The following is a 23,648-nucleotide window of genomic DNA, read 5'->3' on the forward strand; positions in this document are numbered from 1 at the left end:
CGCCCATGAGCCGCAAACAGCAACTGCTCAAGCGCCACCGGCGCAACAAACGTATCGGCCTGCTGATTGCGTTGATCGTGTTGATCACGATCGGTGTGCTGGTCGCCTGGTGGTTGCCGTTGCTGCTCGCGGTGATCGGCTGGATCGCCCATGAGGCGTGGTTCGCCGATCATTTGTTCTATTCGCCGAAAGACGATTATCAGTACAGCTTTCCACCGTTTACGCCACAGCCGAAAGTGCATCTGAACGGCGAGCAATTGCGTCTGGATGACGGCGTGATGGTGATGGATGACGCCACGCTGATTCTCGCGGTGCAGGTCAAAAGCACGTGGCTGGGCCGCTTCTTCGATCCGCGTATCGAATTGGTGGGCGGTACGAATCCTGATGCGCAAACCTTCGAGCGCGGCGTCAACGGTCTGCGCTATCTGAACCTCAGCGGTCAGGCGCAAGCCTTGTCGCAAGGTGTGCTGCGTTTGCGCGGGCGCTTCTGCCGCGTCTCCGGCGAACCGGTTTTGTGGGCGTTGGAGCAAACCGATTACCGCCGTTCGCGGGTGATGGTCATCGCACCGCACGCCGACGACGCCGAACTCGCGGCTTACGGTCTGTACAGCCAGGCTGACGAAGCCTGGATTGTCACCCTGACCGCCGGCGAAATCGAAGCCGAGCATTATCAGCAGATGGGCCTGAACAAGGTCGAAGCCGCCCGGCTCAAGGGTCGATTGCGCGCTTGGGACAGCCTCGCCGTGCCGCGCTGGGCCGGTGTGCCGGCGGAAAACTGCGTGCAACTTGGTTACTTCTGTCTGCAACTGGCAGCGATGCAGGCGGCGCCGAATCAAGCGATGGCTTCACGCGAAGCCGATCTGAGCGATACCCGTCTGTTCCGCCAGTTGAACCCGTTCAGCTTGCCGAGCGATGTCGATGGCGCGCCGACCTGGAACAATCTGCTGGCCGACCTGCGCGAAGTGCTGTTGCGCGCGCGTCCGGACGTGATCGTTTTGCCGCACCCGACACTCGACCCGCATCCTGATCATCTGTGCAGCCAGCAAGCCGTGCTGCAAGTGCTGAACACTCTGGACTGGCAGCCAACCCTGCTCGGCTACGCCAACCATTTGCACGACAATGATCGCTGGCCGATGGGCAATGCCGGTGAGGGCATCGCGCTGCCGCCGGCGTTCGATGGCGCCGCACCGATGCAGCCGCTGTGCCTGCCACTGACTATCGAACAGCAACGCGACAAAGCCATGGCGCTGGGCATGATGCATGACCTGCAGCCACCAGCACCGTTTAAGCGCCGTTTGCGCCGCGTGATCCAGCGTTTGCTGGCCGGTCGCGCGCCGTCGGTGTATGGCGAAAACGAATTTTTTCGAAAAGCGGTCAGACGCCAGGAATTGCTGTGGCTGCTGAAACCGGGTGAATCAGGCGTCAATCGGGGAGAGTTATGAGTCTACGGTCGAAGGTGCTGCAGCTGCAGCCAGACTACAACGTCAAAGCCCATGATTTCGCCGACCTTGCCGAGCAGATCGTCAAGGCGTTGCCGTCGGATCGCTATGAAATCACCGCAGCGTTCCTGCGTGGCAAACCTGCACCTGGCGAGCCAGTCAGCCGCGCCGATCGCTCGGTGTATTTCGAGTTTTCCGACAAATCCCTGAAAGGCATGCGCCTGCGCGCGATGTGGGAGCTGTACAAGTTTTGCCGCCGGGAAAAGTTCGACATCGTCATCTGCAACCGCTTCAAACCGGTGAACATGATGCTCACCCTGAACCGCTGGTTGAAGGTGCCGCTGTGCATTGGCATCTCCCACGGTTTTGGTGAGTACGACCGCTTCTATCGTCGTCGTCAAACGCAGCGGCTGATTGATCGGCACTGGCGTTTCGTCGGTGTTTCGCCAGCGGTCAAACAGTACCTGCTGGACTGCGATTGCGGCTTCACCGACCAGAATACTTACGCGATCACCAACGCCATCGACATCGAACAGGCCGAAGGTTTGCAGCACAGCCGCGAAAAGGCGCGTGAGCTGCTCGGCATCGACCCGAATGTGCGCCTGATCGGCGCGCTGGGGCGGCTGGTTTCGGTCAAGGGTCACACTTATCTGTTGCAGGCTTTTGCCGCGCTGAAAGACAAATACCCGAACACGCAGTTGGCGATCATTGGCGCCGGGCGCCTGCAAGCGCCGCTGGCTGCCGAGATCGAGCAACTGGGTTTGAAGGGTCGCGCGCACTTGCTGGGTTTCAAGGAAAACGCGCTGCAATACGTGCGCGCGTTTGATATCTGGACGATGCCGTCGCTGGCCGAAGGTTTGGGTCTGGCCTTGCTGGAAGGCATGAGCGGACATTTGCCGGTGATCGCCTCGAACGTGCCGGCGATGGTGCCGCTGATCGAAGGCGCTGGCGGTCTGGCGATTACGCCGAAGGATGTGCCGAGTATTGTTGCGGCGCTGGATCAGTACCTCGCGCTGTCCGACGACGAACTCAAGGCCAAGGGCGAGCAAGCCTACCGCTATCTGCAAGAACAACATGACATCGAGGTGTTCCGTCAGGAGTACCTCAATCTGATCGACTCTGGCCTGGAACAGGCACGCAAGGAGCAGCCATGAGCGAGCAGAAAGCCATGGGCGAGCAAACAGCCTTGAGCGAACAAGAAGCCATGAGCGAAGCGAACGCCCTCGTCACCGTGATCATCGCCTCGTACAACCACGGCCCGTACATCGAGGAGAGCATCCTCAGCGTCATCAATCAGACCTACCAGAACATCGAATTGCTGGTGGTCGATGACGGCTCGAAGGACGACAGCGTCGAGCGCATCACTGCCTTGCAGGCACAGTACGGTTTCGATTTCCGTGTGCAGCAGAATCAGGGCCTGACCAATACGCTCAACGGCGCCATCGCGCGGGCCAAGGGTAGCTTGATCGTGCCATTCGGCTCCGACGACATCATGTACCCGGAGCGCATCGCGATTCAGGTGGCGTACATGGACGGCAAGCCGGAAGTGGGGATTTGTGCCGGCAACATTGAGTTGATGGACGCCGACGGCAACCTCTACCCGGAAAAGCGTCAGCGCCGTGATGTGCCGTTCCGTCGTCTGGATTTCGACGACATGTTCCTTGAGCGCAAGCCTTATCCGCCAGCCCCGACCCTGATGATCCGCCGCGAAGCGCTGGACAAGGTCGGTGGCTTCGACCCGACGATTCGCCTCGAAGACCTCTACATCGAACTGAAGGTGACGCGCGCCGGTTACTTTATCGATGGCTTGAACGTGGTGATGGCGCGCTATCGCAAGCACGCGACCAACTCGTACAAGAATCACCGCTTCATGATCGAAAGCATTCTGCGTATCTACGCGCTGTTCAGCGATCATCCGCTGTACGACGAAGTGCGCTACAAGTCGCTGAATTCGATGTTCCTGAAAACCGCCAACCGCAACCGCAAGCTGGCGTGGGAGCTGCTGAAGCAGATCCCGTTCAAGGCGTGGAACAAGAAGACCTGGCGCGGTCTTGGGCGCTTGCTGTTTTCGCCGCAGGAAAAGGGCTGAAACAGCGGTCACCCGCGCTTAGCGGGCGACTTTCTCCGAGAGCTGCTTATCGCCTTTCTGCCGCGAGCGGATCCACTGCAGCACCTTCTTGCCGGCGGCCATGCCCGGCAACTCGATGTACAGAAAGCTCAGGCTGCTGATCAGAATCAGCAGGCAGGTGCAGATCGCGATCAGCGGCAGATAGACATCCGCCTCCCGCGCGTCGAGATTCAGCAGCAGCGGCAGACGCTGCACCATCAGCCACAACACAAAACCGTGCAGCAGATAGGTGCTGTAGCTGATCTCGCCGAGCCAGCGGATGCTGCGTGGCTTGAGCGCACCGAACAGGCTGTTGCCCGACGCCACGATCACGAAAAACAATGACAGCAGGAACAGCGGCCCGGTCTTGAACGCACGATTGAACGCGGTGAAGGCAATCACCAGCGCCAACACGGCAATCACGCCCGCCAGACGTGTGCGGCTCCAGGCCACCAGCGCAGGCTTGCGAATCCAGTACGCCGCGGCGATGCCACCGAGAAAACTGGCGAGGAAGTGTTTCTTCAGCGAGTGCTCCCAGCCGACCACTTGATACAGCGCGTAAATGCCGATCAGGCACAGCACCACTTGTATCCAGCTGCCGCGATAGATGAACACCATCCCGGCCAGTGGCAGCGCCAGATAGAAGAACACTTCATAGGCCAGCGTCCAGGTGACGTTGGAAATCAGCATGCCGGTTTGCGGGTATTGGTTGATGTCCGGACGGTCGAAGGTCAGCCACGCCAGAATCTGTTTGAACAGGGCGCTGCCAGGCTCTTTCAGTTCCCAGTTCTGCAAATGGAACACGGTGACGAAGACGATCAACATCAGCGGCAGGTACAGCGGATACAGGCGAAACACCCGCGAAATGCCGAAGGCCAGCCAATCGTGCTGACGCCCTTGGGTCAGCAGACGGTTCCAGAACAGGAAGCCGGTGATCATGAAAAACAGCGCAACGCTGCCCTGGCCGATCATCGAATAGAAGTTGCTCGGCGGAAAGCCGAATTCGCCGGTGCGCAGAAAGATCCAGGTAATGACAGCGTGGTGCACGAACACACCAAACGCCAGGTAGCCGCGCAGGCCATCGATGCTGGCATAGCGGCTTTCACCGGAATGCTGCAGATGGCGGGCGATTTTCGGTACGGCGCGCAACAAAAGCGCGGCGGATACGATGGCTAGCAGATAGGCTGCCAGCGCAATGAGGGGGTTGGTTTCGATCATCAATGAACTCGGGCCGCAGTGTTGCCGGCCAGCACTTGCCTGTGCAGATTATCCACCGCAGATTGCGACGCCATCACGGCGTAGCCCTGGAGTAATGCTTCGAAGTGGTCTTCGAACAACCAGCGTTTGTCGACGGTATAGCGCTGCATATGGCGCAAATTTCGCTGGCGCAGGGCCAGACTGAGCGGGCTAGGGTAAACGCGCAGGTCGGCCAGATCAATCAAACCGAACTCGCCATCCTCCAGCACCAGCACGTTGCCCAAGTGCAGCGAGCGGAAATACACGCCTTTTTCATGTAGTTGCGCCATGAACTTGCCGAAGCGCTCGACCAGCGCCTGACGGACGGCCGGTGCGGTAATGCTCTGCAATACCTGACGCAACGTGTGGCCAGGCAGCGGGGCGTAATGCACGGCGCTGCTGCCATCGTTGAGGCGATAAAGATTGAGCACTTGCGGGGTAGGAATGCCCATCAGGCGCAACTGCTCGCTGTTGACGGCAAAGCGCTCGGAATAGGGATTGAAGCTGCCCGAGGTGTACCAGCGGCGACGGCGGAACAGTTTGAGGAAACTGCCATCGCTCAAGCGCAGGACTTTCGGGCCGAGGCCGTCTTCTTCGATGACCTGAGCGTCAAGGCTCATCTGCTGCAGGTCAGTCGCAGAGAGTTTTTGCACCGGCAGGGTCAGCAGTCGCCGCGCACGTTGATTGATGCTCAGTGCCGCGATCAGTGCCAACGGGATCCACAACAGAAACCAGTGTTCCTTGGGCCGCGAAATGATCCCGCCGCCTTCGGTCAGCCCGGCGCCGATGCCAAAGATCAGCAGTGTCGAGGCGACAATCAACAGCGGTTGTACGCGCTGACGCCAACTGCTCAGCAGGCCCCTGAAAATAAAGAACAGCCACGGCACCAGACCGACAATGCCGACGTAATACAGCACGCCCAGGACAAAGCTGTGTGGCTCCTGGAAATTGATGCCGACGCCGGGGTCGACGGACAACGTGGCGCTGTAACCATGTCCGATCCAGGGATGGTCGGCAATCATGTGCAGTACTTGTTTCCAGATTTCCAGTCGATACGAATCGCCACGTTCGATGATCATTTGTGCAAACAGGACGGCGACCGTCACGCCGCTAAGGGCCAGGCCGATCAACAAGCCCACCGAGCGGCGATTCCAGCAGATGGAGCACAACCACAACGCGGCCATGGTCAGTGCCACCAGTGGCGTCCTTGATCCGGTACCGATCACCGCCATGAACATGATTGCCATCGCCGGCACGCTCAGCCACATCATCTGGCGGCGCTTGCAGGTCATGGTCACGCTGAGCCAATAGGCGGCGAAAAAGCCGAACAGGTGAGAACTGAGCAGCGGGTTGTCGAAGGCGCCACCGCCGATCAGGCGCATGCCCGGTTGATACATGTGGGCAAAACGAAACAGGAACCAGATCGTTGCGCCCAGGGCCACAAGCGCGGCGCCGAACATCAACGGTTGCAGGATCTCATTGCGATAACGCACCAGCAGATAGGTGCCGGCAAACAGCAGCAAGGTGTGCAATGACGGTTTGAACATCCCGGCGAGGCCTTCTTCGCGCGGCCCCCAACTGAGGCTGAGCAATGCCCAGGCGACAAACACCAGCAGTGCGACAAAAATCGGTTCGCGCAGCAACTCTTTGAGTTCGCGCGGGCGCAGGCACAAAGCGATCAATGTCGGAATGCTGAACAAGCCGTAAAACAGCTTGTGATGCAGACTTCGGCCCGGCAGGAAAAACAGTGCGCACAGGAGCAGGAAATAGCCGACGGGAAGTATCCACAGGCTAATGAAGTCGAAGACTCGATTGGACGTACTGCTGAAGCCGCGAAGTTGCATGCTGAGAGATTCAATCCTGAAGAAGTTGATCGACCATTCGGATGATGGCTATTTGATGCTTAAAAAGGTGTCTAACAATAACAGCCTTTCGCCGATTGCCAGAACCCCGAAGAAGCTGTGTTAAAGTCGGCGTCCTTATTTATCGACTCTTCGCGTGATATGACCGACTCCAGTCCTGCCGCAAGCCCCTCGAGCTTGAAAATCTACTTCCGCCTGCTCGGCTATGTTCGGCCGTACATCAGTCTGTTTCTGATCAGCATCGTCGGTTTTCTGATTTTCGCTTCGACCCAGCCGATGCTTGGTTACATTCTCAAGTATTTCGTCGACGGCCTGTCGAACCCGGAAGCCGTGCTGTTCCCGACCGTGCCTTACCTGCGTGACCTGCAACTGCTGCAGGCCGTACCGTTGCTGATCATCCTGATCGCTGCGTGGCAGGGTCTGGGATCTTATCTGGGCAACTATTTTCTGGCCAAGGTTTCCTTAGGCCTGGTGCATGACTTGCGCGTGCAGTTGTTCAACAACCTGCTGGTGCTGCCGAACCGCTACTTCGACAAGCATAACTCCGGTCATCTGATTTCCCGCATCACCTTTAACGTGACCATGGTCACGGGGGCGGCAACGGATGCGATCAAGGTCGTAATCCGTGAAGGCATGACGGTGATCTTCCTGTTCGCCTCCCTGCTGTTCATGAACTGGAAGCTGACGCTGGTGATGGTCGCGATCCTGCCGCTGATCGCCGTGATGGTGCGCACCGCGAGCAAGAAATTCCGCAAACAGAGCAAGAAAATCCAGCTGGCCATGGGCGACGTCACCCACGTGGCGTCGGAAACCATTCAGGGTTATCGCGTGGTGCGCAGCTTCGGCGGCGAAGTCTACGAAGAGAAGCGCTTCCTCAAGGCCAGCCAGAGCAACACCGACAAACAGCTGCGCATGACCCGCACCGGTGCGATCTACACGCCGATGCTGCAACTGGTGATCTACAGCGCCATGGCCGTGCTGATGTTCCTCGTGCTGTACCTGCGCGGTGACGCTTCGGCCGGTGACATGGTCGCCTACATCACCCTGGCCGGCCTGCTGCCGAAGCCGATTCGCCAATTGTCCGAAGTCAGCTCGACCATCCAGAAAGGTGTGGCCGGTGCGGAAAGCATTTTCGAACAGCTGGACGTAGCCCCGGAAGTCGACACCGGCACGGTCGAGCGCGATGCGGTCACCGGTCGTCTGGACGTGCGCAACCTGAGCTTCACCTACCCGGACACCGAGCGTCAGGTGCTCGACAACATCAGCTTCAGCGTTGAGCCGGGGCAGATGGTTGCACTGGTTGGTCGCTCCGGCAGCGGCAAGTCGACGCTGGCCAACCTGATTCCGCGCTTCTATCACCACGACAAGGGCGAAATCCTCATCGACGGTGTGGAAGTCGAAAACTACAAACTGCTCAACCTGCGTCGTCATATCGCCCAGGTGACACAGCATGTGACCCTGTTCAGCGACACCGTGGCCAACAACATCGCCTATGGCGATCTGGCCGGCGCGCCGCGTGAAGACATCGAGAAAGCCGCGCGTGATGCCTACGCAATGGACTTCATCGCGCAACTGCCTGAAGGCCTCGACACTCAGGTTGGCGAGAACGGCGTGCTGCTGTCCGGTGGTCAGCGTCAGCGTCTGGCGATTGCCCGTGCGTTGCTCAAGAACGCGCCGCTGTTGATTCTCGACGAGGCCACCTCGGCCCTCGACACTGAATCGGAACGGCACATTCAGGCCGCTCTCGACCAAGTGATGAAGGGCCGCACCACGCTGGTGATCGCGCACCGTCTGTCGACCATCGAGAAGGCTGACCTGATTCTGGTCATGGATCAGGGCCGCATTGTTGAACGCGGCACCCACGATGAATTGCTGGCGCAGAACGGTTACTACGCCCGTTTGAACGCCATGGGCCTGGATGCTCCGGCTGAAGACATCGCCTGATAATGCCCACGCGGCTCTGTAGGAGCTGCCGCAGGTTGTGATCATTTGATCTGTTTTCTAGAAGCAAGATCAAAAGATCGCAGCCTTCGGCAGCTCCTACAGGGAAAATGCGTTTCAGTTGTGGGCCGTTGTTTGTATCCAGACCTTTACCCTTCTTGACCAAACCGGCATAAAACCGGGCACCGCGCTTGTTAAGGTTCCTCAACGAACTCTTACATCTATCGAGGGGGACATCCCCGTCGCGCGGGTACTCTCATGTTGCAACGCTATCTGTGGAAACTGCTGCCCAAACCGCAGCGGGCCTTCCTGCTGGGGCGCTTGTCGGTGGTTGATCGGCAGGTCGTGAACAAGTCGATGTCGGCCAGCTTGGCGTTTCCAAAGGCTTTCCAGCAGCACGCGTGTCTGTTCATTCATGTGCCCAAGTGCGCCGGCAGCAGTGTTTGCGAAGCGATGTTCGATGGCTGGCGCCCGGGGCATCTGCCGTTGTACTGGTATCAGGAGCAGTTTCCGCAACAGTTCGCCACGGCGTGGAAGTTTGCCTTCGTGCGCGACCCGCTGGAGCGCGCGTACTCGGCCTTCGCGTTTCTGCGCGGTAATGAACTGAGTGGCCGCGATCAGGCCGCGCAGCAACTGGTCAGGCAGTACCGGGATTTCGACGATTTTGTCTTGCGCTGGCTGCATCCCGAGAACATTCCCCGGCAATTGCACTTTGCGGCGCAAACCGATTTTCTCACCGACTCGCTGGGGCATCTGGCGCTGGATTTCATCGGCTATCAGGAACATCTGCAGCGCGACTTTCAGTTGGTCTGCGAGCAGTTGGGTCTGGCCAGTCAGTTGCCCCACGTCAACAGCTCCCGGCAACGTCAGCCCATGCCCGCACGCGAGTTTTGCACCACGCGCACCCGGCGATTGGTGAGACGGGTTTATCAACGTGACTACGAGTTGCTCGGTTATGAATGAATCCCTGTCGCTGCCGTCGCCAGCGCCGGCCATTCGCCCTTATGGTCTGGCGCTGTCGCATCAGGCCCGCGCCATGATCAAGGGGCAGCGTCCGCGTTGCCTGTGGCTGACCGGGTTTTCCGGTGCCGGCAAGTCAACACTGGCCAACGCGCTGGAGTTATATCTGCATCAGTTTGGCCTGCACACGTTTTTACTCGATGGCGACAACGTGCGCAGTGGCCTGTGTCGCGATCTGGGCATGGGCGATGGCTGTCGCCGCGAGAACATTCGGCGCATGGCGGAGGTGGCGCGGCTGATGGTCGATGCCGGGCTGATCGTGATCGTCGCGGCCATCTCGCCGTTTCGCGCCGAGCGCGAGGCGGCACGCCGACTGTTTGCCCCGGAGGATTTTATCGAGGTGCATGTCAGTACCTCGTTGCAGGTCTGTGCGCAGCGCGATCCGAAAGGGTTGTATCAAGCGGTTCGCGAGGGCCGGATCAGCAACTTCACCGGCGTCGACAGTCCCTACGAGCCCCCGCTGAGTGCGGAATGCCGAATCGACACTGAAGCCCTTGAACTGCCCGAAGCCTGTCAGCAGTTGGCGGCGTTGCTGCTCAAAAAATGAGCAGAAAACCCACCTGTTTCATCCTGTTGCAGCCTGCGCGCAAGCCGGCGCCAACCCTGTGTTAATATCGCGCCCCTGTTCATTTTGTATGTGGGTTGCTCCATGAAGTTGTCCATGCCGCGATTCGATCAAGCCCCTGTCTTGGTGGTCGGCGATGTCATGCTCGACCGTTACTGGCATGGTGGTACCTCACGGATTTCCCCTGAGGCGCCGGTGCCGGTCGTTAAAGTCGAGCAAATCGAAGACCGTCCGGGCGGCGCTGCCAACGTTGCCTTGAACATTGCCGCGCTGGGTGCGCCGGCGTCGCTGGTCGGTGTGACCGGCGATGACGAAGCTGCCGACAGCCTGAGCAACAGTCTCAAAGGTGCGGGCGTTCGTGCCCTGTTCCAGCGCATCGCGCATCAGCCGACCATCGTCAAACTGCGGGTCATGAGCCGGCACCAGCAATTGCTGCGTATCGACTTTGAAGAACCGTTTGCCACTGATGCATTGGCCTTGGCCTCGCAGGTCGAAGACCTGCTCGAAGGCATCAAGGTGCTGGTGCTGTCGGACTACGGCAAAGGCGCGCTGAAAAACCATCAGGTGCTGATCCAGGCCGCGCGTGCCAAAGGCATACCGGTGCTGGCCGATCCGAAGGGCAAGGATTTCTCGATCTACCGTGGCGCCAGCCTGATCACGCCGAACCTCAGCGAATTCGAAACCATCGTCGGCGGTTGCGCCGATGAGCACGAGCTGGTGAGCAAGGGCGCGACCCTGATGCACGACCTCGAGCTCGGCGCGCTGCTGGTGACCCGCGGCGAGCACGGCATGACTCTGTTGCGCCCGGATCATCCGGCGCTGCACTTGCCGGCACGTGCCCGCGAAGTGTTCGACGTCACCGGTGCCGGCGATACCGTTATTTCCACGTTGGCGGCAGCGATCGCGGCGGGCGAAGAATTGCCTCACGCGGTGGCCCTGGCCAACCTGGCCGCCGGCATCGTCGTTGGCAAATTGGGTACGGCGGCGATCAGCGCCCCGGAACTGCGTCGCGCAATCCAGCGCGAAGAAGGTTCGGAGCGTGGCGTGCTGGGTCTGGAGCAACTGCTGCTGGCGGTTGACGATGCTCGCGCGCACAACGAACGCATCGTCTTCACCAATGGCTGCTTCGACATTCTGCATGCCGGCCACGTGACCTATCTGGAACAGGCCCGCGCCCAAGGTGATCGCCTGATCGTGGCGATCAACGATGACGCCTCTGTCAGCCGTCTGAAAGGCCCGGGCCGTCCGATCAATAGCGTCGACCGTCGTATGGCGGTTCTTGCCGGCCTCGGCGCGGTGGATTGGGTGATCAGCTTCCCTGAAGGCACGCCGGAAAACCTGCTGCGTGAGGTCAAGCCGGATGTGTTGGTCAAGGGTGGGGATTACGGCATTGATCAGGTGGTTGGCGCGGATATCGTGACTGCGTATGGCGGTACGGTGAAAGTGCTGGGGCTGGTGGAAAACAGCTCGACCACGGCGATTGTTGAAAAAATCCGCGGTCATTAAGGTCAAAAGATCGCAGCCTGCGGCAGCTCCTACATTGGAATGTATTCCCCTGTAGGAGCTGCCGCAGGCTGCGATCTTTTGCTTTCAGGAATTCACTTTCTTGCGCGGTACGATTTTCTTCAGCAATTGCTTGGCCTTGCCGCGTAATCGCGCGAGGCCAGTCGTCTTCTCCGGTGGCGTCAGACCCTGCTGACGCAACCAGTCCTTCCAGCGAATCCGCTCATCGCGCACCAGCCAGCCCTCCTGGCGGGCGAAGCTTTCCGCCAGATACAAACCACGGGTGCTCGCCGGATACAGTTGATCCTTTTTCAGGGTGTACAACTCCGGCAACGGCTGACCGTCCTGCAACGGCATCAGATAAAGATCCGGCCGCTTGCGATCCAGCCGCGCCACCAGTTGATCGCCTTCCAGCCGCTCATCGACATGAAACAGGCTCAAGGATTTGGCTTCCTTGGGCACGTCCAGGCGCAGGTCGTAAATCAATTGCAGCGACGCCGTCGGCAAATGCACATAAGCCCGTGGCCGTTCCTGCAATTGCAGATTGGCGCAGCGCACCGGTCGCGCTGAACCCGACAGCGGCGACAGGCGAAACGGCAGCGCTTCACGATAATGCAGGGCAGACGAGTAGGGAGCCGGCAGCCACGTATCGTTGAATCGGCCACCGAGCCAGCCTTCGGGCGTTTCCAGCAAACACTCTTCAGCAATTTCCTGAATCGCCGTGTGCAACGGAATGTTCAGTTCGTGCGCCGGCACATAACCGGAAATCAGTTTCAGCACCACGTCGCCGCGATCCTGCCGCCGTTGACGCACCAGTACCCAGTAATCGCGATTCTGCCAATGCAGGGTCAGGCGCACCGACACACCGAGGTTGGCCAGCTCCAGCGAAAACCGCTCGGCGTCCGCCACGCTCACCGGTTTGCGCCGTTGCAGGGTCTGGGAAAAATTCAGCGGCATGCCGACGCTCTGATAGGCCAGGCCTTCAGGCGTGGCTTCGACGAACAGTGGCAGGGTTTTGAAGTTGCTCGGGTTCTTTCTGATGAGCGTGCGCGGCATGTCGGCTCCTGCTTAATGCCGCGGGGCGGCGTCAGTGACCACGAAGGACTTGGGCTACGGTCGCAACGTTGTGGGCGAGGTGCAGCGGATTGATCGTTCCGACAATAGCACTGGCTACGCCTGGCTGGGCAAACAACAACTCGAAGCTGGCGCGCACCGGATCGACTCCCGGGCTCAGGCAAACGTGACCGCTGGCCAAGGCCTTTTTCACCAGAATGGCTTTGCCGTGGGCAGCAGCATAGTCAATGACTGCTTTCTCGCTCTGTTCGTTCAGATTGTAGGTGACCATCGCGCAGTCCCCTTGCTCCAACGCTTTCAAGCCGCCCTCGACCGTTTTGCCGGAGAAGCCGAAGCCGCGAATCTTGCCTTCGGCCTTGAGTGCGGCGAGGGTTGCGTAAACTTCTTCGTGCTCAAGAATCGCCATGTCGTTGCCGTCGGAATGCACCAGAACCAGATCGATAAAATCGGTTTCAAGACGTTGCAGACTGCGCTCAACCGACATGCGTGTATGCGCAGCGCTGAAGTCGTGGTGCGACAGGCCATCGGCAAATTCTTCACCGACCTTGCTGACGATTACCCAGTCCTGACGCTGATCACGCAGCAGCGGGCCGAGGCGTTCTTCGCTGCGACCATAAGCGGGGGCAGTGTCGATCAGGTTGATGCCCAGTTCGCGCGCCTGGCGCAGCAGCATCCGCGCTTCGTCATCGCCGGGAATCTGAAAACCGTTGGGGTATTTCACGCCTTGGTCGCGGCCGAGTTTGACCGTGCCCAGACCCAGCGGCGAAACCGTCAGGCCGGTGCTGCCCAGCGGGCGGTGGAAGTCGTGCACGCTCGGAAGGCTCATGGCAGCAGTTGCTCCCAGGCAGGAACGCCCATCGGTGGTTTCGGCAGGGCCGGTAACGGTTCGCTGGCGTGGGGCTGAATGCCGTCGCGCTCAAGTGCAGCGATCACGCGATCAGCGAAGTCCGGCGCCAGCGCCAGTTTGGTCGGCCAGCCGACCAGCAGACGACCTTGCTCGGCGAGGAAGGCGTTGTCCGGGCGGGTCAGCCCGGTTTGCAATGGTTCGGCACGGTCAACGCGCAAGGTCGCCCATTGCGTGGTGCTGAGGTCGATCCACGGTAGCAACTGTGCAATCTCTTTTTGTGCTGTGGCGATCTGCTCGGCGGGCTCGCGGTGTACGCCTTCGCTTTCGGCGATGTCGCCGCCCATGTACCAGACCCACTGACCGTCAGCGGCAGGATGGGTGGTCACGGTGATGCGCGGTTTGGTGCCGCCGCCCAGGCAGTGCGCGTACAGCGGCTTCAGGCCCGGGCCTTTGGCGATGATCATGTGCAGCGGTCGACGTTGCATGGCCGGTTGAATCATGCCGAGGTCTTCGAGCAATTGCGCGGTGCCGGCGCCAGCGCTGAGCACGATGCGCTGGGCACGGATTTCGCGGCCATCGACTTTCAGGCCGACCAGCACGCCCGCTTCCAGCAGCGGTTCGATGGTTTGCCCGGCGAGCAGACCGTCGCCGGCCAGATCGGCGAGACGTTCGACCAGACTCGGCACATCCACCACCAGTTCGGCGAGGCGGTAGACCTTGCCCTTGAAGCGTTTGTCTTGCAGGGCCGGCGGCAGTTGCTCGCCCTTGACCTGATCAACGCGGCCACGCACGGCTTTACTGGCGAAGAAACTGGTGAGGTTGCCGGCGAGGGTGCCGGGCGACCACAGATAGTGAGCTTCGGAGAGCAGGCGCACGCCGGACAGATCCAGCTCGCCGTCGCCGGCCAGCGCTTCACGCCAGCGGCGCGGCATGTCGGCGATGGCTTCCGAAGCACCGGTCAGCGCACCGTGCAGCGCGTATTTGGCGCCGCCATGGATGATGCCCTGGGATTTCACAGTCTGCCCGCCACCGAGGCTGGCGCTTTCCACCAGCACGGTCGAAAAACCCTGACGGCGCAGACGCGCGTTCAGCCAGAGGCCGGCGACACCAGCGCCGACAATCAGAACGTCGGTGGAAATAACGGATGGCATGCAACGACCTCAGGTGTTCAAGACGAGGGCGCAGTATACAGACTCGGCAAAGAGGCGGATTTGTCGATGATCAACCGGACAAACACAAAACCAAATGTGGGAGCGGGCTTGCTCGCGAAAGCGCTGTGTCAGACAACATATTGTTAACTGACACACCGCCTTCGCGAGCAAGCCCGCTCCCACAGGGGGGAATTGCGTTACTTCAAATTAATGGCCGGCGGTTTTCGAGAACAGCTGAATGACGACGACGCCCAGCACGATTAGCGCCATCCCGAGCATCGCCGGGATATCCAGTTTCTGCCCATAAATAAACAGCGCCGCGACGCTGACCATCACAATCCCCATCCCCGCCCACACCGCGTAGGCCACGCCGACTGGCACCGTGCGCACCACCAGCGTCAGCATCCAGAACGCGATGCCGTAACCGACGATGACCAACACCAGCGGCAGCGGCGTGCTGAAGCCTTTGACGGCTTTCATCGACACGGTGGCGATCACTTCGGCGCAAATGGCAATGGCCAGGTAGGCGTAGGCGTTCATGGTTCAAATCCTCAAGGTGAAACGTTGCTTTACTGAGCCGGCATTTTAGAGGTTCACCAGATGGGGTAAAGTCATTACCTATCTGTTCTGAAGATGGGTTGGCGAGTCAACATGCAGTGGAATCTGGATCAACTTCGGGTGTTTGTCAGCGTCGCCGAGCAGCGCTCGTTTTCCGCCGTGGCGCGGCAGCAGCGCAAGGCGCAGTCGGCGATCAGCAGCGCCATCGCCATGCTCGAAGACGATCTCGGTGTCAGCCTGTTCGAGCGTAGCAGCGGTCGCCAGCCGACCCTCACCGAAGCGGGGGAGGCGTTGCTCGAAGAGGCGCGGGAAGTGCTGCGCCAGTGCGAGCGCCTCAACGGCCGGGCGATGGCGATGATGCGCGGTCAGGAAGCGCAGTTGCGCGTGGCGCAGGATGAAGCGATGCCTTATCAGGCATTGGTGGAAAGTTTCGGCGCACTGGCCGAGCAATTCCCCAGCCTCGAAGTGCAACTGACCAGCGCCGCGCAAGGTGAGGTCGCGCGCAAACTGGAGGAGCGTCGCGCTGACCTCGGCCTGCTGTTCTATCACGACGAAATCCCCGAAGCGCTGGAGCGCCGCGTGCTTGGCAGCGTGGAAATGGTCACTGTCTGCGGGATCAATCATCCGTTGGCGACGCAGAGCTACGTCACATGTCAGCAGATGGCGCAGCATCGGCAACTGTTGATGTCGACGCAAACCAGTGTCTACCCCGGCAACGAACCGGCCAGCCCGCAAGTCTGGCGCGCCGACAGCTTCTACGTGATGGCCGAATGGCTGGTGCGCGATCTCGGCTGGGCGTGGCTGCCACGCCACGTCGTGCAGTACTCGGCGTATCAAGGTTTGATGGTCGAACTCGACAGCGAATGGACACCGCCGGCGCTGGTGGTGGAACTGGTCTGGCGCCGTGATGAGCCGCTCGGCCCGGCGGCGCGTTGGCTGGCGGAGCGTTTTGCCGTGCACTTGCGGGCGATCGGCGACAAAAGTCGATAAACTCCGCCGCCATGAATAGAACTCTCTACACCGCGCTGTTTTACCTGGGGCTGCCATTGGTGGCGATTCGGCTGTGGCTGCGAGCGCGCAAGGCGCCGGCGTATGCCAAGCGGATTGGCGAACGTTTTTCCTACGGGATGCCAACGCTGCAAACCGGTGGCATCTGGGTGCACGCGGTGTCGGTGGGCGAAAGCATTGCCGCTGCGCCGATGATCCGCGCGCTGCTGCAACGTTATCCACAGCTGCCGATCACCGTGACCTGCATGACCCCGACCGGTTCGGAACGGATTCAGGCGCTGTTCGCCAACGAGCCGCGCATCCAGCATTGCTACCTGCCGTATGACTTGCCGTGTGCGGCGGCGCGGTTTCTTGATCGCGTGCAACCGAAGCTCGCGGTGATCATGGAAACCGAGTTGTGGCCCAACCACATTCATCAGTGCGCCAAACGCGGGATTCCGGTGGCGTTGGCCAACGGACGCTTGTCCGAGCGTTCGGCGCGCGGTTATGGGCGGTTCCGCAAACTGACGGCGCCGATGCTCGCCGAGATGAGTTTTTTTGCCATTCAGACTGAGGCAGAAGCGCAGCGCTTCCGTGATCTGGGCGCGCGTCCGGAAACGGTCGAGGTGACGGGCTCGATCAAATTCGACCTGACCATTGACCCCGCACTGCTGCAACGCGCCGCCGAATTGCGTGGGCAATGGCAGGTGCTGGAGCGTCCGGTGTGGATCGCCGCCAGCACTCACGAAGGCGAGGACGAAGTGGTGCTTGATGCCCATCGTCGTTTGCTGGCCAATCACCCGGACGCGTTGCTGATTCTGGTGCCGCGCCATCCTGAGCGTTTCAACTCGGTGTTCGAACTGTGTCAGCGTGAAGGCTTTACCACGGTGCGACGTTCGACCGGGGCCAATGTCGATGCGCAGACTTCTGTACTGCTCGGCGACACCATGGGCGAGTTGCTGTTTCTGTATGCCTTGGCCGACAGCGCGTTTGTTGGCGGCAGTCTGGTGGCGAACGGCGGGCATAATCTGCTGGAACCGGCCGCGCTGGCGAAACCGGTGCTGAGCGGCCCGCACCTGTTCAACTTCCTCGACATCGCCGCGCAGTTGCGTGAGGCCGGGGCGTTGGCAGAAGTGGAGGATGCCGAAGGGCTGGCGGTGGAAGTGCAGCGCTTGTTCGAGTTGCCGCGTGATGCGCAACGCATGGCCGACGCCGGGCTGGCGGTGATGCGCCGCAATCAAGGCGCGTTGCAGCGTTTGCTGGATGGCTTGGGCCGACTGATCAAATAAAGCAAAAAGATCGCAGCCTTGGCCAGATCCGGCGGCAGGAAATCCTTGTCCGGGTTGTAGTCGGCTTTCAGATAGCGTCGCAGATCTTCCAGATCACCCGGATTCAACGTCCCCGCCGCCTGCTTCAAGCGCAGGTTGTCGAGGATGTAGTCATACCGCGTGTTGTTGTAGTTTCGCACCGAGGTGTACAGCTGACGCTGCGCATCGAGCACGTCAACGATGTTGCGCGTACCGACCTGATAACCGATTTCCGTGGCTTCCACCGCGCTCTGGTTGGAAATGATCGATTGCTTGCGCGCCTGTACCTGCTCGACGTCGGTGTTCACCGCGCGGTGCAGATTGCGGGTGTTTTCGACGATCTGTCGACGCAGCGATTCGCGCTGTTGTTCGCTCTGATCCAGCTGCGCATACGACTGACGCACTTGCGAACTGGTCAGCCCGCCGCTGTAAATCGGCACGCTCAGTTGCAGGCCGACGGTGGTCTGTTCAACGTTGCCACCGTAAGGCGCACCGAACGAGTTCGGGTTGGCGAAACCGAGGGCGTCATTGTCACCCTTTTCGTATTTGGCCACAGCATCGAGGGTCGGCAAGTGACCGGCCTTGCGCTGCTTCAAGGTCTCTTCGGCCGAGCTGACGGCGTAGTTACTGGCCAGCAAATTCAGGTTCTGGCGTGCCGCCGTATCGACCCACGATTTAGCATCGTTCGGCGCCGGCGGCAGAATCGGCAGCGAGTGAACGATGCCCTGAATCGAGTTGTACTGACGGTTGGTCAGGGTGATCAGCGCTTCAAACGCATCATCGACCTGACGCTGCGCAACGATGCGGTTGGCCCGTGCGGTGTCGTAACTGGCTTGCGATTGCAGGACGTCAGTCTTGTCCGACAGGCCGACATCGAAACGCTCGTTGGACTGGTCGAGCTGGCGCTTGAACGCGGCTTCTTCAGCCTTGGTCGAGGCCAGATTGTCCTGGCTGCGCAGCACGTTGAAATAGCTTTCCGCCGATTGCAGGATCAGGTTCTGCTCGGTTGCCGACAGTTGCAGTGCGGCTTGCTCGTTGACGTCCTTCGCGGCCTGATACTGGAACCAGCGATCGGCGCGGAACAACGGTTGGGCGAGGGTCGCCTGATACGAGTGCGCGCTGCGGTTGGCGATGGCTGAAGGCTGATCAATCGAGGTGCGCACGTTGGCGGTTTCGGCGCCGCCGGACAGGTTCGGCAGCAAACCTGCGCGGGCCTGTGGCACCACTTCTTTCTGTGCGCCGTACTGGGCGCGGGCGGCGGCCAGATCGGCGTTGTTGTCGACCGCTTCCTGGTAAACGCTGACCAGATCGGTTTTGGTCGACAAGGGCGCTTCTGCTGCCCAGGCCATTGCGTTGGACGCACAAGACACGGCAATAGCCAGTGAGAGTTTGCGCAGCATGAGGCGATCCCTAGCATTAATATTATGGAAATAATGTGCGCGCCAAGGCTACGGCGCGGCCCCTGTAGCGTCAAGGCGCGGCAGGGCAAAGCGAGTGTAGTTGCGCAATCGGTTCACAACAATCGGCCAAGCCCCTGTATTTGCGCCATTCATCATGGTGTTTGCCGCGGTGTTGGCGTTCTTTGCCAGTTGTGTCTAGACTGGCCGGGTTCTTGTCGGGGTGCCTTGCTATGAGGCTGAGATCGAATAATTTCGGATCCCGTTGAACCTGATCAGGTTAGCGCCTGCGTAGGGAACAAGATTTCTCGTCACCCGGCGAGTCCTCTTGTGCTTCGTCCGGGAAATTGTTCGACAATCGAACGCTCGACGACGATGCACAGCACCAGTCCTGGTGCGTCCGTGCCTTTCAGGTTCTGCTCCGACAATCCACTGCCTGGATGCTGTCTGGAGAGCCCGTGATGACTACAAAATCAAAAAACGCGATCAACCTGAGTGACTCGGCCAAAGTCGACGAGCAATCGGTCAAGCCGTTCACCCGTTCGCAAAAAGTCTACGTTCAGGGCTCCCGCCCGGACATCCGCGTGCCGATGCGCGAAATCAGCCTCGACGTGACGCCGACCGATTTCGGCGGCGAAATCAACGCGCCGGTCACCGTTTACGACACCTCAGGCCCGTACACCGATCCGAACGTGGTGATCGATGTGCGCAAAGGTCTGGGCGATGTGCGTTCGGCGTGGATCGACGACCGTGGCGACACCGAGCGCCTGCCAGGCCTGAGTTCGAACTTCGGCCAACAACGTCTCGCCGATGCCGAGCTGACCAAACTGCGTTTCGCCCACGTCAACAACCCGCGCCGCGCCAAGGCTGGGGCCAACGTCAGCCAGATGCATTACGCCCGTAAAGGCATCATCACCGCCGAGATGGAATACGTCGCCATCCGCGAAAACATGAAGCTGCAAGAGGCCCGCGCTGCCGGCCTGTTGACGCAACAACACGCCGGCCACAGCTTCGGCGCGAGCATCCCGAAAGAAATCACTGCCGAATTCGTCCGCGAAGAAATCGCCCGTGGCCGCGCGATCATTCCGGCCAACATCAACCACGTCGAACTGGAACCGATGATCATCGGCCGGAACTTCCTGGTGAAGATCAACGGCAACATCGGCAACAGCGCGCTGGGTTCTTCGATCGAAGAAGAAGTGGCGAAACTGACCTGGGGCATTCGCTGGGGTTCGGACACCGTGATGGACTTGTCCACCGGTAAACACATTCACGAAACCCGCGAATGGATCATCCGCAACTCGCCAGTGCCGATTGGCACCGTGCCGATTTATCAGGCGCTGGAAAAAGTCAATGGCGTCGCCGAAGACCTGACCTGGGAGCTGTTTCGCGACACGCTGATCGAGCAGGCCGAGCAGGGCGTCGACTATTTCACCATCCACGCCGGCGTGCTGCTGCGTTACGTGCCGCTGACCGCCAAGCGCGTGACCGGCATCGTCTCCCGTGGCGGTTCGATCATGGCCAAGTGGTGCCTGGCGCACCATAAAGAGAACTTCCTCTACACCCACTTCGACGAAATCTGCGAAATCATGAAGGCCTACGACGTCAGCTTCTCGCTGGGCGACGGCCTGCGTCCGGGCTCGATTGCCGACGCCAACGACGAAGCGCAATTCGGCGAACTGGAGACCTTGGGCGAGCTGACCAAGATCGCCTGGAAGCATGACGTGCAATGCATGATCGAAGGCCCGGGCCACGTGCCAATGCAGTTGATCAAAGAGAACATGGACAAGCAGTTGGAGTGCTGCGACGAGGCGCCGTTCTACACCCTCGGCCCACTGACCACTGACATTGCGCCGGGCTATGACCACATCACCTCCGGCATCGGTGCGGCGATGATCGGCTGGTTCGGTTGCGCGATGCTTTGCTACGTGACGCCGAAGGAACACTTGGGCCTGCCGAACAAGGATGACGTGAAGACCGGGATCATCACTTACAAGATCGCGGCGCATGCGGCGGACTTGGCCAAAGGGCATCCGGGCGCACAGATTCGCGACAACGCCTTGAGCAAGGCGCGTTTCGAATTCCGTTGGGAAGACCAGTTCAACCTCGGCCTCGATCCGGACACCGCGCGTTCGTATCACGATGAAACCCTGCCGAAGGACTCGGCCAAGGTCGCGCATTTCTGTTCGATGTGCGGGCCGAAATTCTGCTCGATGAAGATCACCCAGGAAGTCCGCGAATACGCGGCCAACCAGCGGATCGAAGCGGTCGACGTGGACGTCGCCCAAGGCCTGGCGGAACAGGCCGAGCGGTTCAAGAAGGAAGGCAGTCAGCTGTACAAAAAAGTTTGACCCCGTACTGATCGTTCCCACGCTCCGCGTGGGAATGCAGCCCGTGACGCTCCGCGTCACTGGACGCGGAGCGTCCCTAGAGGCATTCCCACGCAGAGCGTGGGAACGATCACAACAAATGTCCCTCTGAGATAACACCCTTGAGCATTCAACCCAGCACTTACTCCCCCGACCTCGCCGTACCCGCTGACAAGCGTGTCTTCGGCGGTCGTGATCTGTTTTCCCTGTGGTTCTCCCTCGGCATCGGCCTGATGGTTTTGCAGACCGGCGCATTACTCGCGCCGGGCTTGGGCCTGTCCGGTTCGTTGCTGGCAATTTTCCTCGGTACGCTGGTCGGCGTGCTGTTGCTGGCCGCCGTTGGCGTGATCGGCAGTGACACCGGCCTGTCGTCGATGGCCGCGCTGAAGCTCAGCCTCGGCAGCAAAGGCGCGAGCCTGCCGGCGCTGCTCAACCTGCTGCAACTGATCGGTTGGGGCTCCTTCGAAATCATCGTCATGCGCGACGCCGCCAGCCTGCTCGGTACCCGCGCGTTCAGCGAAGGTTCGCTGTGGTCGAACCCGGTGTTGTGGACGCTGTTTTTCGGCGCATTGGCAACCTTGCTAGCGGTCAGTGGCCCGTTGACCTTCGTGCGGCAGATCCTGCGCAAGTGGGGCATTTGGCTGTTGCTCGCCGCGTGCATCTGGCTGACCTGGAACCTGTTCGCCAAAGCCGATCTGGCGGATCTCTGGTCGCGCGCCGGTGACGGTTCGATGCCGTTCGCCGTGGGCTTCGACATTGCCATCGCGATGCCGCTGTCGTGGCTGCCGCTGATCGCCGACTACTCACGTTTCGGCAAGCGTGCGAAAAATGTCTTCGGTGGCACTGCGGTCGGTTTCTTCATCGGCAATTTCTGGCTGATGAGCCTTGGCGTCGCCTACACCCTGGCCTTCGCGCCAAGCGGTGAAGTCAACGCGCTGCTGTTGGCATTGGCCGGCGCCGGTCTGGGCATTCCGTTGTTGCTGATTCTGTTGGACGAGTCGGAAAACGCCTTCGCCGATATTCACTCGGCAGCGGTTTCGAGCGGGATTCTGTTGCGCCTGAAAGTCGAGCATCTGGCCTTGGCCATCGGCGTGATTTGCACGCTGATCGCCTTGCTGGCGCCGTTGGCGCAGTACCAGAATTTCCTGCTGCTGATCGGCTCGGTGTTTGCGCCGCTGTTCGGCGTGGTGCTGGTGGATCACTTCATTCTGCGCAAGCGCAGCGCTCAGGTCGCATCAGCCGCATTGCGCTGGCCGGCGTTGTTGGCGTGGCTGGGTGGCGTGAGCACCTACCACTTGCTGGCGAATCTGTATCCGGATGTCGGCGCAACCCTGCCGGCGCTGGTGCTGGCAGGGCTGTTGCAGCTAGTGCTGGGTCGGGCCTTCAGTTACGGCCGGGAAACAGCTCAGGCTTGAGAATGCCGTTCAGACGCGGATAAGGAATCTTCAGTTCGACGTGGCCCAGCGCGTAAGGCGCAATGGTCGTCACGTCGTACTTGAGGATCACGCCGCCATAGGTCAGCGCCACGTTCTGGGTTTTCACGAACGGCCAGTTCTTCACGAACTCCGCTTCCTGATCGAGCTTGGTGCTGATCAACCAGCTGTTGTGCGCAACCTGCGCCGCTTTCCAGAACGCTTCTTCCTGACCCGGCAGCAACATGTCGGACAGGTTCAGCACCTTGTGCTGCTGGCGCGAATAGTTGATGAAACCGCGGCCCGGATTGCCATGCGCGCCGCCGGTGTCGAGGTAGCTCGACAACTCGATGATCACCAAGCCGTCATGCTGCTCACGTACTTTCGCTTGCAGGTAGCTGCTGTTGCGCGGTCCGGCGTTGGCCAGAAACTGATCGCGATAAGCCGCCAGGGTCGGCGCTACCGGGGCGTTTTTCTCGGTGCGGGTCATTTGCAGCAGACGTTTTTCGATGATGCCGTCCAGTGCAGGTTCGGCCGGGAAGCGCAGGGTGTCGATGTTCACCAGCGGACAATCCGGGTTGGAACAGCCAGGTTTCAACTGTTCAGATGCGTCGCGAGTGGTCTCCAGCGGCGTGCGGTAGTTGGGCTGGAACAGGCTCGCGCAGGCGCCCAGAGTCAGGGCGATGGCGGCCACGGAGGCAATTTTGAAAAGCGACATAGGCGTCCTTTCGAAAACAAGGGAAGGCAAAAAGTTACCGCTTCGACTCTCAACGAGGCAGTCAGTTCGCCACTAAGCTAATTAGAGTGGGTTTCGCCTCCACCGTCCATCCCGCTGACGGTAAAGGGGCTGCATCAAACCGTTCGGGCGCGTTA

General features: G+C 60.2%; 19 protein-coding genes and 1 riboswitch. Of the genes, 11 read left to right on the forward strand and 8 right to left on the reverse strand.

Translation table 11 applies throughout. The features are described from left to right. Positions 1-5 precede the first annotated feature (5 nt). Genes GVL50_RS02950 through GVL50_RS02960 form a run of 3 tightly spaced genes read left to right on the forward strand, consistent with a single transcriptional unit; the run spans position 6 to position 3,528 of the window. Entirely contained in the window at positions 6-1,442 is a 1,437-nt protein-coding gene (locus tag GVL50_RS02950) for a PIG-L family deacetylase (protein ID WP_159811686.1), read from the forward strand. Further along, complete coding sequence (locus GVL50_RS02955) at positions 1,439-2,593, forward strand: glycosyltransferase family 4 protein (RefSeq protein ID WP_159811687.1); 1,155 nt, start codon at positions 1,439-1,441, stop codon at positions 2,591-2,593. The genes GVL50_RS02950 and GVL50_RS02955 overlap by 4 nt, the downstream gene beginning before the upstream one ends. Before the next feature lie 50 nt (positions 2,594-2,643). Next, positions 2,644-3,528 (forward strand): glycosyltransferase, encoded by an 885-nt coding sequence (locus GVL50_RS02960; protein WP_159811711.1) that lies wholly within the window; start codon positions 2,644-2,646, stop codon positions 3,526-3,528. Between the two features lie 18 nt (positions 3,529-3,546). Here the strand turns inward: GVL50_RS02960 and GVL50_RS02965 are convergent, their stop codons facing one another. Beyond that, positions 3,547-4,764, reverse strand: coding sequence for an acyltransferase (locus GVL50_RS02965; RefSeq protein ID WP_159811688.1), 1,218 nt, complete (start codon positions 4,762-4,764; stop codon positions 3,547-3,549). Then, positions 4,764-6,626, reverse strand: coding sequence for an O-antigen ligase family protein (locus GVL50_RS02970; protein ID WP_159811689.1), 1,863 nt, complete (start codon positions 6,624-6,626; stop codon positions 4,764-4,766). The genes GVL50_RS02965 and GVL50_RS02970 overlap by 1 nt, the downstream gene beginning before the upstream one ends. 159 nt (positions 6,627-6,785) lie before the next feature. On the opposite strand from GVL50_RS02970, the gene msbA reads away from it, so the two are divergent. From msbA to hldE, 4 genes are all read left to right on the forward strand, one after another. Then, positions 6,786-8,588, forward strand: a complete 1,803-nt coding sequence (gene msbA / locus GVL50_RS02975; protein ID WP_159811690.1) for a lipid A export permease/ATP-binding protein MsbA — start codon at positions 6,786-6,788, stop codon at positions 8,586-8,588. A gap of 255 nt (positions 8,589-8,843) precedes the next feature. After that, on the forward strand, positions 8,844-9,548 hold the full coding sequence (locus GVL50_RS02980) for a sulfotransferase family 2 domain-containing protein (RefSeq protein WP_159811691.1): 705 nt from the start codon (positions 8,844-8,846) through the stop codon (positions 9,546-9,548). Further along, positions 9,541-10,152, forward strand: a complete 612-nt coding sequence (cysC, locus tag GVL50_RS02985; protein WP_159811692.1) for an adenylyl-sulfate kinase — start codon at positions 9,541-9,543, stop codon at positions 10,150-10,152. Before GVL50_RS02980 ends, cysC begins: the two co-directional genes overlap by 8 nt. Positions 10,153-10,254: 102 nt before the next feature. Further along, positions 10,255-11,676 (forward strand): bifunctional D-glycero-beta-D-manno-heptose-7-phosphate kinase/D-glycero-beta-D-manno-heptose 1-phosphate adenylyltransferase HldE, encoded by a 1,422-nt coding sequence (gene hldE / locus GVL50_RS02990; RefSeq protein ID WP_159811693.1) that lies wholly within the window; start codon positions 10,255-10,257, stop codon positions 11,674-11,676. Positions 11,677-11,760: 84 nt separating this feature from the next. Here hldE and GVL50_RS02995 read toward each other — a convergent pair whose 3' ends face one another. From GVL50_RS02995 to GVL50_RS03010, 4 genes are all read right to left on the reverse strand, one after another. Then, on the reverse strand, positions 11,761-12,729 hold the full coding sequence (locus tag GVL50_RS02995) for a metal ABC transporter ATPase (RefSeq protein ID WP_159811694.1): 969 nt from the start codon (positions 12,727-12,729) through the stop codon (positions 11,761-11,763). A 31-nt stretch (positions 12,730-12,760) separates the two neighbouring features. Beyond that, positions 12,761-13,573 (reverse strand): aldo/keto reductase, encoded by an 813-nt coding sequence (locus GVL50_RS03000; protein WP_159811695.1) that lies wholly within the window; start codon positions 13,571-13,573, stop codon positions 12,761-12,763. Next, positions 13,570-14,745: an FAD-binding oxidoreductase gene (locus GVL50_RS03005; protein WP_159811696.1), complete on the reverse strand. Its 1,176-nt coding sequence runs from the start codon at positions 14,743-14,745 to the stop codon at positions 13,570-13,572. The genes GVL50_RS03000 and GVL50_RS03005 overlap by 4 nt, the downstream gene beginning before the upstream one ends. A 207-nt stretch (positions 14,746-14,952) precedes the next feature. Beyond that, positions 14,953-15,285: a multidrug efflux SMR transporter gene (locus GVL50_RS03010; RefSeq protein WP_159811697.1), complete on the reverse strand. Its 333-nt coding sequence runs from the start codon at positions 15,283-15,285 to the stop codon at positions 14,953-14,955. A gap of 111 nt (positions 15,286-15,396) precedes the next feature. Between GVL50_RS03010 and GVL50_RS03015 the strand changes: the two genes are divergently transcribed. Continuing rightward, a complete protein-coding gene (locus GVL50_RS03015; RefSeq protein ID WP_159811698.1) occupies positions 15,397-16,293 on the forward strand; it encodes a LysR family transcriptional regulator in 897 nt (298 codons plus the stop codon). 11 nt (positions 16,294-16,304) lie between these two features. Continuing rightward, positions 16,305-17,579, forward strand: a complete 1,275-nt coding sequence (gene waaA / locus GVL50_RS03020) for a lipid IV(A) 3-deoxy-D-manno-octulosonic acid transferase (protein ID WP_159811699.1) — start codon at positions 16,305-16,307, stop codon at positions 17,577-17,579. On the opposite strand, the gene GVL50_RS03025 is transcribed toward waaA, so the two are convergent. Then, positions 17,528-18,997, reverse strand: coding sequence for a TolC family outer membrane protein (locus GVL50_RS03025; protein ID WP_256671813.1), 1,470 nt, complete (start codon positions 18,995-18,997; stop codon positions 17,528-17,530). The genes waaA and GVL50_RS03025 overlap by 52 nt on opposite strands. A 206-nt stretch (positions 18,998-19,203) precedes the next feature. Continuing rightward, a riboswitch (TPP riboswitch) is annotated at positions 19,204-19,309 on the forward strand. A gap of 146 nt (positions 19,310-19,455) precedes the next feature. Between GVL50_RS03025 and thiC the strand changes: the two genes are divergently transcribed. Beyond that, positions 19,456-21,345, forward strand: a complete 1,890-nt coding sequence (gene thiC, locus GVL50_RS03030) for a phosphomethylpyrimidine synthase ThiC (RefSeq protein ID WP_053116740.1) — start codon at positions 19,456-19,458, stop codon at positions 21,343-21,345. Positions 21,346-21,485: 140 nt separating this feature from the next. Beyond that, positions 21,486-22,778 carry a putative hydroxymethylpyrimidine transporter CytX gene (gene cytX, locus GVL50_RS03035; RefSeq protein ID WP_064117169.1) on the forward strand — a complete coding sequence of 431 codons (1,293 nt, stop codon included), beginning with the start codon at positions 21,486-21,488 and terminating at the stop codon, positions 22,776-22,778. Here cytX and GVL50_RS03040 read toward each other — a convergent pair. Then, positions 22,747-23,493, reverse strand: a complete 747-nt coding sequence (locus GVL50_RS03040; protein ID WP_159811700.1) for an RsiV family protein — start codon at positions 23,491-23,493, stop codon at positions 22,747-22,749. The two genes, cytX and GVL50_RS03040, sit on opposite strands and share 32 nt — an antisense overlap. Positions 23,494-23,648: the final 155 nt, after the last annotated feature.

Source organism: Pseudomonas sp. 18058, from assembly GCF_902706155.1.
In the GTDB taxonomy this organism is placed as follows: Bacteria; Pseudomonadota; Gammaproteobacteria; order Pseudomonadales; family Pseudomonadaceae; genus Aquipseudomonas; species Aquipseudomonas rustica.

Coding starts and splice junctions, on each gene's coding strand:
- GVL50_RS02960 (WP_159811711.1), top strand. CDS start 2,644: ATGAGCGAAGCGAACGCCCTCGTCACCGTGATCATCGCCTCGTACAAC.
- GVL50_RS03025 (WP_256671813.1), bottom strand. CDS start 18,997: ATGCTGCGCAAACTCTCACTGGCTATTGCCGTGTCTTGTGCGTCCAAC.
- msbA (WP_159811690.1), top strand. CDS start 6,786: ATGACCGACTCCAGTCCTGCCGCAAGCCCCTCGAGCTTGAAAATCTAC.
- hldE (WP_159811693.1), top strand. CDS start 10,255: ATGAAGTTGTCCATGCCGCGATTCGATCAAGCCCCTGTCTTGGTGGTC.
- GVL50_RS03015 (WP_159811698.1), top strand. CDS start 15,397: ATGCAGTGGAATCTGGATCAACTTCGGGTGTTTGTCAGCGTCGCCGAG.
- waaA (WP_159811699.1), top strand. CDS start 16,305: ATGAATAGAACTCTCTACACCGCGCTGTTTTACCTGGGGCTGCCATTG.
- thiC (WP_053116740.1), top strand. CDS start 19,456: ATGACTACAAAATCAAAAAACGCGATCAACCTGAGTGACTCGGCCAAA.
- GVL50_RS02955 (WP_159811687.1), top strand. CDS start 1,439: ATGAGTCTACGGTCGAAGGTGCTGCAGCTGCAGCCAGACTACAACGTC.
- GVL50_RS02965 (WP_159811688.1), bottom strand. CDS start 4,764: ATGATCGAAACCAACCCCCTCATTGCGCTGGCAGCCTATCTGCTAGCC.
- GVL50_RS03005 (WP_159811696.1), bottom strand. CDS start 14,745: ATGCCATCCGTTATTTCCACCGACGTTCTGATTGTCGGCGCTGGTGTC.
- GVL50_RS02970 (WP_159811689.1), bottom strand. CDS start 6,626: ATGCAACTTCGCGGCTTCAGCAGTACGTCCAATCGAGTCTTCGACTTC.
- GVL50_RS03000 (WP_159811695.1), bottom strand. CDS start 13,573: ATGAGCCTTCCGAGCGTGCACGACTTCCACCGCCCGCTGGGCAGCACC.
- GVL50_RS03010 (WP_159811697.1), bottom strand. CDS start 15,285: ATGAACGCCTACGCCTACCTGGCCATTGCCATTTGCGCCGAAGTGATC.
- GVL50_RS02980 (WP_159811691.1), top strand. CDS start 8,844: ATGTTGCAACGCTATCTGTGGAAACTGCTGCCCAAACCGCAGCGGGCC.
- GVL50_RS03040 (WP_159811700.1), bottom strand. CDS start 23,493: ATGTCGCTTTTCAAAATTGCCTCCGTGGCCGCCATCGCCCTGACTCTG.
- GVL50_RS02995 (WP_159811694.1), bottom strand. CDS start 12,729: ATGCCGCGCACGCTCATCAGAAAGAACCCGAGCAACTTCAAAACCCTG.
- cysC (WP_159811692.1), top strand. CDS start 9,541: ATGAATGAATCCCTGTCGCTGCCGTCGCCAGCGCCGGCCATTCGCCCT.
- GVL50_RS02950 (WP_159811686.1), top strand. CDS start 6: ATGAGCCGCAAACAGCAACTGCTCAAGCGCCACCGGCGCAACAAACGT.